Source organism: Streptomyces sp. SS7 (assembly GCF_037993025.1).
Taxonomy (GTDB): Bacteria; Actinomycetota; Actinomycetes; order Streptomycetales; family Streptomycetaceae; genus Streptomyces.
On sequence record NZ_CP141223.1, the window covers coordinates 8,560,952 to 8,573,637 of the forward strand.

10 protein-coding genes are annotated in these 12,686 nt (G+C 75.4%); 3 read left to right on the forward strand and 7 right to left on the reverse strand.

What is annotated here, in order from left to right:
- Positions 1-19: 19 nt before the first annotated feature.
- Genes U5640_RS39300 through pdhA form a run of 3 tightly spaced genes read right to left on the reverse strand, consistent with a single transcriptional unit; the run spans position 20 to position 3,533 of the window.
- The gene (locus U5640_RS39300) at positions 20-1,390 is read right to left on the reverse strand and encodes a dihydrolipoamide acetyltransferase family protein (RefSeq protein WP_340383999.1); all 1,371 of its coding nucleotides are present in this window, start codon (positions 1,388-1,390) and stop codon (positions 20-22) included.
- Positions 1,387-2,406 (reverse strand): alpha-ketoacid dehydrogenase subunit beta, encoded by a 1,020-nt coding sequence (locus U5640_RS39305; RefSeq protein ID WP_340384000.1) that lies wholly within the window; start codon positions 2,404-2,406, stop codon positions 1,387-1,389. The genes U5640_RS39300 and U5640_RS39305 overlap by 4 nt, the downstream gene beginning before the upstream one ends.
- A 5-nt stretch (positions 2,407-2,411) precedes the next feature.
- Positions 2,412-3,533, reverse strand: a complete 1,122-nt coding sequence (gene pdhA / locus U5640_RS39310) for a pyruvate dehydrogenase (acetyl-transferring) E1 component subunit alpha (protein ID WP_340384001.1) — start codon at positions 3,531-3,533, stop codon at positions 2,412-2,414.
- A 163-nt stretch (positions 3,534-3,696) separates the two neighbouring features.
- On the opposite strand from pdhA, the gene U5640_RS39315 reads away from it, so the two are divergent.
- Positions 3,697-4,167, forward strand: coding sequence for an Lrp/AsnC family transcriptional regulator (locus U5640_RS39315; RefSeq protein ID WP_340385607.1), 471 nt, complete (start codon positions 3,697-3,699; stop codon positions 4,165-4,167).
- Between the two features lie 12 nt (positions 4,168-4,179).
- On the opposite strand, the gene U5640_RS39320 is transcribed toward U5640_RS39315, so the two are convergent.
- The 3 genes from U5640_RS39320 to U5640_RS39330 all read right to left on the reverse strand — a co-directional run bounded on the left by U5640_RS39320 (position 4,180) and on the right by U5640_RS39330 (position 8,046).
- On the reverse strand, positions 4,180-5,871 hold the full coding sequence (locus U5640_RS39320) for an aldehyde dehydrogenase family protein (RefSeq protein WP_340384002.1): 1,692 nt from the start codon (positions 5,869-5,871) through the stop codon (positions 4,180-4,182).
- Positions 5,872-5,876: 5 nt separating this feature from the next.
- Positions 5,877-6,923, reverse strand: coding sequence for a histidinol-phosphate transaminase (locus U5640_RS39325; RefSeq protein WP_340384003.1), 1,047 nt, complete (start codon positions 6,921-6,923; stop codon positions 5,877-5,879).
- A 214-nt stretch (positions 6,924-7,137) separates the two neighbouring features.
- Entirely contained in the window at positions 7,138-8,046 is a 909-nt protein-coding gene (locus tag U5640_RS39330) for an endonuclease/exonuclease/phosphatase family protein (RefSeq protein WP_340384004.1), read from the reverse strand.
- Between the two features lie 154 nt (positions 8,047-8,200).
- Between U5640_RS39330 and U5640_RS39335 the strand changes: the two genes are divergently transcribed.
- Together U5640_RS39335 and U5640_RS39340 are read left to right on the forward strand one after the other, a co-directional pair.
- On the forward strand, positions 8,201-11,077 hold the full coding sequence (locus U5640_RS39335) for an AAA family ATPase (RefSeq protein ID WP_340384005.1): 2,877 nt from the start codon (positions 8,201-8,203) through the stop codon (positions 11,075-11,077).
- Positions 11,078-11,142: 65 nt separating this feature from the next.
- Positions 11,143-11,832, forward strand: a complete 690-nt coding sequence (locus U5640_RS39340) for a M24 family metallopeptidase (RefSeq protein WP_340384006.1) — start codon at positions 11,143-11,145, stop codon at positions 11,830-11,832.
- On the opposite strand, the gene U5640_RS39345 is transcribed toward U5640_RS39340, so the two are convergent.
- Entirely contained in the window at positions 11,822-12,679 is an 858-nt protein-coding gene (locus U5640_RS39345; RefSeq protein WP_340384007.1) for a PaaX family transcriptional regulator C-terminal domain-containing protein, read from the reverse strand. The two genes, U5640_RS39340 and U5640_RS39345, sit on opposite strands and share 11 nt — an antisense overlap.
- Positions 12,680-12,686 lie beyond the last annotated feature (7 nt).

Sequence of the window (12,686 nt, forward strand, 5' to 3'; positions counted from 1 at the left end):
CCGGGGACGCGGGCGGGCGTCAGACGTCGGCGAGCAGGATCGCCGGGCGTTCCACGCAGTCGGCCACGAACCGGAGGAAGCCGCCGGCGGTGCCGCCGTCGCAGACCCGGTGGTCGAAGCTGAGCGAGAGCTGGGTGACCTTGCGGACGGTCGCCTCCCCGTCCACCACCCAGGGCCGGTCGATGATCCGTCCCATGCCGAGGAGAGCCGCCTCGGGGTGGTTGATGATCGGGGTGGAGCCGTCGACCCCGAACACGCCGTAGTTGTTGAGGGTGAAGGTGCCCCCGGTCAGCCGGTCGGGCGGCAGGGTCCCGGCCCGGGCCAGCTCGGTCAACCGGGAGATCTCCCGCGCGAGTTCGACCGTCGTCAGCCGGTGGGCGTCGCGTACGACCGGGACGATGAGGCCGCGGTCGGTCTGGGCGGCGAAGCCCAGGTGCACCTCGTCGTAGCGCAGGATCTCCCGGCGCTCGGTGTCCACCGCCGAGTTGAGCTCGGGGTGGCGGCGCAGACCCGCGACACAGATGCGGGCCAGCAGCGCCAACAGGCCCACGCGGCGCCCGGGTTCGGCGGCCTCCAACGCCTTCTTCGCCCGGAGCAGCCCGGTCGCGTCCACGTCGACCCAGGTGGTGGCGTCGGGGATCTCGGTCCGGCTGCGGGTGAGCCGGTCCGCGACGGCCTTGCGGACGCCTCGCAGCGGGATACGGGTGGGGCCCGCGGAGGTCGGTACCGGCGTGACGGCGCCGCGCGCGACGGCCTGTTCCACGTCCCGGCGCAGCACGACCCCCGCGGGGCCGGACGGCACCAGCGCGGCGAGGTCGACGCCGTGGTCCCGGGCGAGCTTCCGCACGAGCGGGGAGACGACGCGGGGGGCTTGCGGCTCGGCCTGGGGTGCGAGGTCGGCCGGAGGCCGGGTGCCGGCCCGGGGTGCGGGGTTGACCGGCGGCGCGGTGCGGGCCGGACCTGCGGGGTCGGCCGGCGGCGTGCCGGGCGCGGCGGGGCCGGCACGGCGGCGACGGCGAGGTGCCGGGCCGTGCCCCGTGCCGTAACCGATCAGGACGTTGCCGGATCCGGCCCGCTCCTCCTCGCGGTGGCGCTCGGCTGCTGCCCCTGCGGCTTCCTCCCCCGGTGCGGGGGCCGCGGGGCCCACCGTGATCAGCGCCGCCCCCACCGCCAGGGCGGTCCCCGCCTCGGCGTGCAGACGCAGTACCGTCCCGGCGTACGGCACCGGCACCTCGACGGCGGCCTTGGCGGTCTCCACCTCCACCACGACCTGGTCGACGGTGACGGTGTCGCCGACGGACACCTTCCACTCGACGATCTCCGCCTCGGTCAGCCCCTCCCCGAGGTCGGGCAGTCGGAACACGTGCTCGCGCAGGGTCGCGGCGGTCATGCGGCCACCTCCTCCGGCAGGTGCCGGGTGTCGGGCTCGTCGGTGAACTGGAGGCGGTCGACCGTGTCCAGGATCCGGTCGACGCCGGGCAGATGGGCGTGCTCCAGCTTCGGCGGCGGGTACGGGATGTCGAAGCCGGTCACCCGCAGCACGGGCGCGGCCAGCGAGTGGAAGCAGCGCTCCTGCACGCGAGCGGCGATCTCCGCGCCGACCCCGGCGAAGCCCTGCGCCTCCTGGACGACCACGCAGCGCCCCGTCCGGCGCACCGACTCCACGACGGTCGCGTCGTCGAAGGGCACCAGCGTGCGCAGGTCCACGACCTCCAGCTCGACGCCGTCCTCGGCGGCGGCCGCCGCCGCGGCCAGCGCGACCGGGACCGACGGGCCGTAGGCGACGAGCGTCGCGTCCCGGCCCGCCCGCCGGACCGCCGCCCGCCCGAACGGGGGCGCCCCGCGGGTGCGCAGACCGGCCTCCTCGCGCGACCAGTACAGCTTCTTCGGTTCCAGGAAGACCACCGGGTCGGGGTCGGCGATCGCGTCCCGCAGCAGCCAGTAGGCGTCCTCCGCGGTGGCCGGGGTGACCACCTTCAGGCCCGGGGTGTGCGCGTAGTACGCCTCGCTGGAGTCGCAGTGGTGCTCCACCCCGCCGATCCCGCCCGCGTACGGCACCCGGATCACCATCGGCAGCCCGATCCGGCCCCGGGTACGGTTGCGGGTCTTGGCGACGTGCGAGGCGATCTGCTCGAACGCCGGGTAGGCGAAGGCGTCGAACTGCATCTCCACCACGGGCCGGAACCCGCCCATCGCCATGCCGACCGCCAGCCCGACGATGCCGGCCTCCGCGAGCGGGGTGTCGAAGCAGCGCTCCTCGCCGAAGTCGCGGGTCAGCCCGTCGGTGATCCGGAAGACCCCGCCGAGCGCGCCGACGTCCTCCCCGAAGACGAGGACCCGTTCGTCCTCGCCGAGCGCGTCGCGCAGGGCGGTGTTGAGCGCCTGCGCCATCGTGACCTCGGTCATCGTCGTCAGTCCTCCTGGACCTGGGCGGCTGCGGCGAGCTCGGCCGCCAACAGGGCCCTTTGCTCTCGCAGCTGTGGGGTGGGTTCGGCGTAGACGTGGTCGAACAGCTCCAGCGGGTCGAGCACGGAGTCCGCGTTCATGCCCGCGCGCAGCTCCGCCGCCAGTTCCTCCGCCTCCTCCCGCAGCGCCGCCGCGTCGGCGTCGGTGAGCGCGCCGCGCGAGCGCAGGTACGTCTCCAGCCGGGCGACCGGGTCGGCGGCCCGCCACCGCTCAACCTCCTCGTCCCGCCGGTAGCGGGTGGCGTCGTCGGCGTTGGTGTGCGCGTCCATGCGGTAGGTGTGCGCCTCGACCAGGACCGGGCCGTTCCCGCCGCGGGCGTGGGCGACGGCCGCGTCCAGCACCGCCAGCACCGCGACCGCGTCGTTGCCGTCGACCTGCTCGGAGCGCACCCCGTGGCCGATGCCCTTGTACGCCAGCGCGGGCGCAGCGCTCTGCCGGGCCAGCGGCACCGAGATCGCGTACCGGTTGTTCTGCACGAAGAACACCACCGGCGCGCGGAACACGGCCGCGAAGTTCAGCGCCTCGTGGAAGTCGCCCTCGCTGGTGGCGCCGTCGCCGATCATCGCCATCGCCACCCCGTCCGCGCCCCTGCGGCGCAGGGACTCGGCCATGCCGGTCGCGTGCAGCACCTGGGTGGCCAGCGGGGTGCACTGCGGGGCGACCCGGGTGGCGGCGGGGTCGTAGCCGCAGTGCCAGTCGCCGCGCAGCAGGGTCAGCACCTCCACCGGGTCGATGCCACGGGTCACCAGGGCGACCGAGTCGCGGTAGGTCGGGAACAGCCAGTCGTCCGGGCGCAGCGCGAGCACGGCACCGACCTGACAGGCCTCCTGGCCCCGGCTGGACGGATAGACGGCGAGGCGGCCCTGCTTGGTCAGGGCGGTCGCCTGGGTGTCGAAGCGGCGGCCCAGGACCATCCGCCGGTGTGCCTCGCGCAGGATCTCGACCGGCGGTTCCGGGTAGCCGGCCGGCGGCCGGGCGACGGGGGTGCCGTCCTCGGCCACGAACCGCACCGGTGTCAGCGACGGCAGGAGGCCCTGCACCGTCTGGCGGAGGCTCTTCACGGACATAAAGGGCGCTCGCTCTCTCCGAATACTTTCTCTGGACACTTGACAGGAGAATGGTGGGCATCGCGGAATATGTGTTCAATAGCTCGGCCGAACCGGCGATGAACTGCCGAACCGAAGCGTCTGGGAGGGCAATGTGTCCGAGGAAACCTCGCCGTCGGTGTCGATGGCCGGACGAACTGCCGTCCCGCTCGACGACATCGACCGGCAGATCCTGAGCCGCCTCCTGCAGGACGGCCGTATCTCGGTCCGCGCGCTCGCCGAACAGGTGCACATCTCCCGGGCCAACGCCTACACCCGGATCGGCCGGCTCGTCGCCGAGGACGTCATCACCGGCTTCACCGCGCAGCTCAACCCCCAGCGGGCCGGTCTCGGCACCAGCGCCTACGTCACGATGAGCATCGAGCAGAACGCCTGGCGGGACATCTCCCGCGCCCTGCGCGCGATCCCCTTCGTCGAGCATGTCGCCCTGGTCACGGGCGACTTCGACGCCCTGGTGCTGGTGCGCGCCCCCGACAACCTGACCCTGCGCAAGGTCGTCCTGGAGAGCATCCACGCGGTGCCCGGGGTCCGCTCCACCCGCACCTGGCTGGTCTTCGACGAGGTGCGCGGACGCGGTGCCACCTGGACCGACTGACCCGCGCGCCGGTCATACGTCGACCAGCTCGGCGGCGACCCCGAGGCGCCCCGGCGCGGCAGCGGGTGCCGCGGGCCGGCGCGCGCGCACCACCCGGAACCGCCCGGTGATGAAGTCGGCGCCCGAGCCCGGCAGCTCGGCGCAGGGCGAGGAGGGGTCGGCGGGGAGGTCGTCGAGGTTCTCCACCAGATGCACCCCCGCCTCCAGCGCCGCCGTCTCGGCCGCCGCCAGCACCAGCGGATCGGTGGAGTGCACCGAGGCGTACCGGGCGCCGTGCCGCCCCACCGTGCGGCGCAGCAGGTCCAGCCCGTGCGAGGCCGACTCCGTACCCACCAGGAAGGTGACCGGACCGGGCCACTCGCGGGTGTAGACGCGCTCGTCCGAGGCGCGCAGCCGCACCAGCAGCGGACCGAGCAGCTCGGCCCCGGGATGGTCCGGGTGGGTCAGCACACCGGTGGAGTGCAGCACCGGACCGTGCCGCGCGGCCTCCGCGAGAGCGGCCCGCACCCCGGTGGCGCCGCAGGACGCCCCCAGCAGCCGCGCCACCCCGGCCGGATGCCCGAGCAGCCGGTCCACGGCGTCCCCGAGGTCGGCCCCGAGGTCGCGCAGGGTCCGGTGCCCCTCGTCGGTGGCGAAGCCGCCTTCGGGGACCAGGATGTTCTGCGGCGTGGTGCGGACCGTCCCCGGACACAGGCACGCCGCCAGGGCGAGCCCGCGCACCAGGCCCCGGTAGTCGTCGGTGGAGTCCACGAGCACGGTGTTCAGCCCCGTCCGGTCGGCGAACACCACCGCCTGCCGGGCGTGCCGCTGGAGCCAGTCCGCGAAACGCCCGCAGCCGGTGAAGTCGACGATGCGCACGGCCGGGTCCGTGGCCAGCCGCCGGTGCACCCGCCGCTCCGGCTCCGCCACCGCCAGGGTGACCAGGTCCGGGGAGTGCCCTGCCTGTGCCAGCACCTGCCGGGCGACCCGCACCGTGATCGCCAGCGGCAGCACCGCGCGCGGATGCGGAGCGACGATCACCGGGTTGCCGGTCACCAGGCTCGCGAACAGGCCCGGCCAGCCGTTCCAGAGCGGGAAGTCGGGACAGCCCACCAGCAGCGACAGCCCCCGGGGCACCAGCGTGCAGGTGCCCCGCAGCGCACGCGGCCGACCGCCCCGTACGGCGCCCTCCCAGCGCAGATCCGCCGGGACGCGCTCGGACTCGGCGAAGGCCCGTGCCACCGCCTCCAGGGCCCGGTCCTGGGCGCGCGGTCCGGCGGCGCGGAACGCGGACGAAAGCGTCTGGCCGGTCGTGTGGTGCACCGCCAGGGCCAGTTCGTGACTGCGGGTGTTGAGCAGGCGCAGGATCTCCACGGCGAGTTCCGCGCGCCGGCCCGGCCCCGCGGCCCGCCAGTCGGCCGCCGCCCGCCCGGCCGCCGAGACCAGTTCGGCGGGCTCGCAGCGCGGATAGGAGACGGCCGGCCCGACACCGTACGGCGAGGACTCCGTGCACACCCGGCCCGACTCGCCGGGCTGCCCCAGCTCGAAGGGCCGCCCCAGCAGCGAGTGGAACACCCTGCCCGCGGTGCGGGTGGACCTCATGCCCGCGTCGGCCGCGTCCTGGCCGGTCGCCTCCGTGAAGGGGCGCCGGCACTCACCGGCCGCCAGCGCGCCGACCATGCCGTGCAGCAGCTCGCGGTGACGCTCGTAGGGACCGGGGCGCACGGCCGTCAGCCTCTCCAGCTCGCCGCGAGCGCGAGCAGGGCGTCGTTCTCCTCCGGCAGCCCGATCGTCACCCGCACGCCCTCGCCGGGGAACAGGCGGACCATGACCTTCCCGTCCGCGCAGTGCAGGGCGAAGTCCGCGCTGTCCGCGCCGAGCGGCAGCCACACGAAGTTGGCCTCGGAGTGGGGCACGTCGTGGCCGAGCTCCCGCAGCCGCCCGGCGACCCGGCCGCGTTCGGCGACGGTGAGGGCGGCCCGCCGGGCGACCTCCGCCCGCTCGCCGAGCGCCACCACGGCCGCCCGCTGGGCGAGATCGCCGACACTGAACGGCACCTGCGTCCGCCGCACGTGCGCGGCGATACCGGGCGGCGCGACGCAGTAGCCGACGCGCAGGCCCGCCAGGCCGTACGCCTTCGAGAAGGTCCGCAGCACCGCCACGTTCGGCCGGTCGCCGAGCAGCGCGAGACCGTCGGGGACCAGAGCCGGATCGGCGTACTCCCGGTAGGCCTCGTCGACCACGATCAGCACGTCCCGCGGCACCCGGTCCGCGAACGCGGTCAGCTCCCGCGCGCCGACCGCCGTGGAGGTCGGGTTGTTCGGGTTGCACACGAACACCAGCCGGGTCCGGGCGGTGATCGCCGCCGCCATCGCGTCGAGGTCCAGTGCCTCGTCCCGCAGCGGCACCCGTACGGCCGTACCGCCGGCGACCGCGGTGAGGATCGGGTACGCCTCGAACGACCGCCAGCCGAAGACCACCTCGTCCCCCGGACCCACGACCGTGTGCAGCAACTGCCCGCACACCTCGGAGGACCCCGCGCCCACCGCGATCCGGTCCGGCTCCACCCCGTGGTGCGCGGCCAGCGCCTCGACCAGCGCGGAGGCGTGCAGATCCGGGTACCGCGACACACCGCCGGCGGACTCCGCCAGGGCCGCCGCCACCCCGGGCAGCAGCCCGTGCGGGGATTCGTTGCTGGCCAGCACCACGGCCCCGGGCAGTTTGCGGCCCGGGACGTAGGAGGGCAGCCGGGACAAAGACGCACGCACACGCACCATGCTCGACTCGCTTCCGAGGCGGGGGGCCCGGGGGCCTGGCCGCCGGGCATGTGACACGCACAGCGTGAAGAGCGGACGACATTCGCTCAACTGTTTGGCGAATTCGGCTACGAATCGCCGAAAACAGGGCGGGAGGGCGGCAGACCGTCTCCCGGGGAGCCCGCCAGGACGCGGGGGACGAGACGGACGGCGAGCCCGTCGCCGGGCGGGTTCCTCATCCGGCGGGCCGGACCGCCAGCACCGCGACCACCGCCCGGTGGTCCGTGCCCGGGAGCGTCCGTTCACCGACCGAGATCCCCGTCAGGCCCGGGCCGTGCAGCACATGGTCGAGCTGGACCAGCGGCGGCAGCGGCGCCCGGTCGGCGGGCCAGGTGCGGGCCCAGCCCCGGCCCAGCTCCGCGTGGGTGTCCGTGAGCCCCGCCGCGAGCAGGGAGCGCATCGGCGCGTGGTCCGGGGAGGCGTTGAAGTCGCCCAGGAGGACGGTGTCCGGGCCGCTGTCCCGGGCGACGGAGGTGAGCGCCGCGAAGTCCCGCGTCCAGCGGCCGGGGTCGCCGAGCGGGTAGTACGTGTGGACGGCCACCAGCCGGACGGACCGCCCGCCCACGGTGACGTCCGCGGCGGTCTGCGGCCAGGCGGTGCCGGCGTCCAGCGGCCCGCCGCGGGTCAGCGGCAGCCGCGAGTAGAGCGAGGAGTCGTTCTCGGGGTGCAGCTCCTGGTGGGGCAGCAGCCGGCCCACACCCGCCTCGGCGAACGCCGCGACCCCGGCGCGGGTCAGCTCCTGCACGGCCAGTACGTCGATCCGCTCGTCCCGCACCAGCCGCAGCACCGCCCGCGGATCCACCCCGCCGACATGCGCGTTGAGCGTGGCCACCCGCAACTCCACCGCCCCGGCCGGGACATGCCGCTCATCCGGCAGGAAACGCGGCACCAGCACGGCCACCTGCGCGGCCGCCAGCAGCGCCACCACGGCCACCGTCCAGCGGGAGCGCAGGGCGGGCACCGCGACCACGGCCACCAGCAGCAGGACGCTCAGGGCTGCGCCGTACGGGAAGAGCACCACGGGAACCGCCCACCACGATCCCGCGTCCAGTCCCGTCAGTCGCACCACGAGCAGGGCGAACATCCACCGTCCTCCACCTCCGGGGCGCCCGGCGGCGATCACCGGGCTCGGGAGCAGGGACGACGACGGCGGCCCGAACGGTTGCCGGACCTGGCCGGAGGCCCTTTTGGGCATGATGGCCCCAAGCGGTACGACACGGACGGACGGAGATGAACCGGTGCCGGAGCGGGACGGGACGGCGACACGGCTGGTCGGCAGGACCGATGAACTCGCGCGCCTCGACGGGGTGCTCGGCGGTCTCGGCCGGGACGGTGTTCCCACGGTGGTCGACATCTCCGCGGACGCCGGCCTGGGCAAGAGCCGCCTGCTGGCCGAACTCGGCACCCGGGCACGGCGACGCGGACTGACGGTGCTGCGCGGGGCGGCCACCGAGTTCGAACGGCACACGCCGTTCCAGCCGTTCACCGACGCCTTCGCCGACGCCGATCCCGCCTTCCTCGCCTCCGGCGCCGTGCCCGAGGCGGCGGCCCCGGTGCTGTACGGGGTGCGCAGGGCGCCGGCGCGGGGCGAGGGCCGCGACCGCTTCGGCCTCCACCGCGCCGTGGCGGAGGTGCTGGGCGCCCTCGCGGAACAGGGCGGAGTGGTGCTGGCGCTGGACGACCTGCACTGGGCCGACCCGGCCTCCCTGGAACTCCTCGACCAGCTCGTCCGGCACCCGGTGCGGGGGCGCGTGGCGCTGGTCGTCGCCCGCCGGGAGCGGCAGACCCCGCACCCGCTCGCCGCCGCCCTGGCCCGGGGCGTGGACCGGGGAGCCGTGCTCCGGATGCCGTTGGGGCCGCTGCCCGAGCGGGAGTGGACCGAGACGCACGCCCCCGATCTGGCGCCGCAGGACGCGCGGCGGGTCTACGCGGCCGGTGAGGGCAACCCCCTCTACCTGCGGTGCCTGCTGCACGCCCACCGGCAGGGAGGACCCGTGCCCCAGGCCGGGGAGATCACCCCCTCCGGGGTCCCGGACGGACTGGCGGCGCTGCTCCTGGAGGAACTGGCGGCCCTGAGCGAGGAGGAGCGCCGGACGGTCGAGGCGGTGGCCGTCCTGGGCGAGCAGGCCACCCCCGCCCTGCTGCGGCTGCTGACCGGGAACCCCACGGCGCAGGAGCTCCAGACGCGTACCGGCGCGGCGGTGCGCCGCGATCTGCTGCGCACGCAGCCCGACGGCCGCTGGACGCTGCGCCATCCGCTGCTGCGCGCCCTGGTCTACGAGAACGTTCCCGCGCCGCGCCGCGCCGAGCTCCACCGCACCGTCGCCGAGGAGCTGGCCCGCACCGGTGCCCGCGCCGCCGAACGCGCCCACCACGTCGAGCGGTCGCTGACGGGCTGGAACCCGGTGTCGGCGGCCGTGCTCACCGAGGCGGCCGCCGGATACGCCCACACCGCGCCCGCGACCGCCGCCCAGCTGCTGGACGTCGTCCTGCGGCTGATGCCGGACACCCCCGCCCACGCGGCGCGGCGCGGCGAGCTGACCCTGGCCCGCGCCAGGGCGCTCGCGGTCGGCGGCGCCCTGCGCGAGAGCCGCGACCTCCTCCACACCCTGATCAGCCGCTGCGGGCCCGACGACGCCGCACTGCGCGGGGACGCGACGGCGCTGTGCGCCATGATGGAACGGCACCTGGGGCACTCCCCGGAGGCGACCGCCCTGCTCCGGCGGGAGCTGACCCGCGATCCCGCCCCGGGGCCGCGCCAGGCGGTCTCCCTGGGCCTGGCCCTCGGCATGGCCGCGCTGAACACCGTCAGCTACCCGGCCGTCCGCGACGACCTCGCCCGCACGCTCGCGGTGGCCCGCTCCCACGACGACCCGACGGGCGAACTGGGCGCGCTGGCGCTGGCCGCGCTGGGCGAGGCGTACGCGGGCGACACGGCGGCGGCGACCCGGTCGGCCCGGGCCGCCGCCGACCTCGCCGACGCGCTGACCGACCCCGACCTCACCGAACTCTGCGAGGCGCTGGTCTGGCTGGCCTGGGCGGAAGCCCTCCTCGAACGCCACGCCGACGCGGAACGCCACACCGACCGGGGACTGGACCTCGCCCGGCGCACCGGTCAGGTCCACGTCCTGCCCCACCTGCTCACCGCCCGGGCCTTCCTCCGTCTGACCACCTGCCGGCTGCCCAGCGCCCTCGCCGCGGCCGAGGAGGCGGAGTCCGTCGCCCGCGCCGTCGCCAGCGGCGATCTGCTCGCCCTCACCCTGAGCTTCAAGGCGCTGATCCTCCTGCTGCAGCGCCCGCTGGGCGACCCCCAGGCCCTCGCGACGGCCGAGGAGGCCGTGGCCGCCGCCGGCACCAGCCGCCACTGGTGGGCCTCGCTGGCCGGCTGCGTCCTCGGCCACATCGCCCTGGTCGGCGGCGACCCGCACCGCGCCCAGGACGCCATACTGCGCGCCGGCGGCCCCGACCTGCACGGCCTGCAACCCTCCACCCTCCCCGGCCAGCTCGAGACCCTCGTCGCCACCGCCCTCGCCACCGGCGATCCCGAACAGGCCGAGCGCTGGGCCGACCGGGCCGCCGGGGAGGCCGACCGCATCGGACTGAACGGCCAGCGCGGGGCGGCCCTGCGGGCCCGGGCCGCCCTCGCCCAGCACCACGGCGACCCCGCCACCGCCGCCCGCCTCCTGGAGGAGGCCGCCCGGTCCTATGCCCCCTCCGGCGCCGCCCTCTGGGAGGCGTACTCCCTGCTGCTGGCCTCCGCCCAGGCCCAGGCCGCGGGCGACCTCCCGCACGCCACCGCACTGTGGGAACGGGCGCACCGCCTCGCCGACACCGGCGGCGCCGGCCTCCTGACCGACCTCGCCGCACTGGTCCGCCCCCGAGCCGAGGAACCCCCGCCCGTCCCCACCGAAATCGACCGGCTCACCGCACGCGAACGGCAGATCGCCGCACTCGTCGCCGAGGGGCTGGGCAACCAGGCCATCGCCACCAAGCTGTTCCTCAGCCGCCGTACCGTCGAGACCCACCTGTCGGCGATCTACCGCAAGACCTCGGTACCGTCCCGCTCGGCCCTGGCCGGCCTGATGACCCGCGCCGGACTCGACCGGCAGCCGTAGCCGGCCGCTCCGCCCCGCGCCGGGGGCGTGCGAGGCGTGATCTTCCCACTTGTACCCTCCCCGGTATGACCGATGACGAAGCCAGCCGCGCCGCCCGGCTGTCGGATGCCCAGGCGAAGGCCGTGCGGCTCTTCGCGGAGATCGAGGAGCGCGCCCTCGTCGCGCCGGGGCAGGGGGAGCGGGCGGTCAGCGACCGCATCCGTGACCTGGCGAACGAGCTGTTCGGCACGACCCGGCACTGGCACAAGCGGATCGTGCGCTCGGGCCCCCACACGCTGCTGCCGTACAAGGAGAACCCGCCGGACCGCCTGATCGGCGCGGACGACATCGTGTTCGCCGACTTCGGGCCGATCTTCGAGGAGTACGAGGCCGACTTCGGCCGGACCTTCGTCCTGGGCGACGACCCGGTCAAGCACCGGCTGCGCGACGACCTGCCGAAGGTCTTCGCCGCCGGCCGCCGCTTCTTCGAGAGCGACCCCGGCATCACCGGCGATCGGCTGTACGCCGAGGTGGAGCGGCTGGCCGCCGAGGCGGGCTGGGAGCTGGGCGGCTGGCACGCCGGGCATCTGGTCGGCGAGTTCCCGCACGAGTCGATCGACGGCGCGGACGTCGAGTCGTACATCACCCCCGCCAACGACACCCCACTGCGGCGCACCGACTCGGCGGGCCGCCGCTGCCACTGGATCCTGGAGATCCACCTCGTCGACCGCGGGCGCGGGTTCGGCGGGTTCTACGAGGAGCTGCTCACGCTCTGACCGCCGCTGCGGCGTGCGCCGCAGCGGCGGGCCGCAGCAGGGCGTCGAGCCGCTCGAACAGTTCGGCGGCGGCCGCCCCCTTCCAGTCCGGCGGCAGCAGGTCGAGGGGCAGGCCGGGGTCGCGGTAGGGCAGCCGCCGCCACTGGGTGAGCATCGGCACATAGGTCCGGAACGCCTCCAGGGGCTCCGGCGCGCGCTCCGTCACCGCGTCGCGGACGGGGCCGTACCGGCGCAGGAAGTCCGCGTAGAGCCCGGTGAGTTCGTCGAGGTCCCACCAGGAGCGGATCTTCTCGCGGGGGTCCCCGAAGGCGACGTGGTCACCGGTGAACAGGTCGGCGTACGCGGACAGCCCGCGGCGTTCCAGGGTGCGCCGAGTCTCGGCCGCCAGGTTCCCGGGCGCGACCCACACGCCCGAGGCCGCCGTGCCGAAGCCGAGCCGGGTCAGGACCGTGCGCAGCGCGTGCCGCTTCTCGCGCTCGGACTCGGGCACGGAGAACACCACGAGCACCCAGCCGTCCTCCCGCACGGCCCGGGTCCGCCGGAAGATGCGCACATCGCCCTCGGCGAGCGTCTGCAGGGTCGCCTCGGCCGGCGCGTACCCGGCCAGGCCGTCCCGGCGCTCGGCGCGCAGCACCTCGCGGCGCTTCATCCGCGAGACGCAGGACCGTACGGCCCGGCCCTCCACCCCGAGGTCGGCCATCAGGGCGATCAGGGACGCGACCGACAGCCAGGCGTGCCCCGCACGGGCGTAGAGCCCGAACAGCGTGAGGATCAGCGGGGCGTGACGGGACTCGCGCTCACCCGCCGGGGCGCTCGCCGAGGTCGTCTGCGCCGTCCGCGCGGTCATGTCCGGC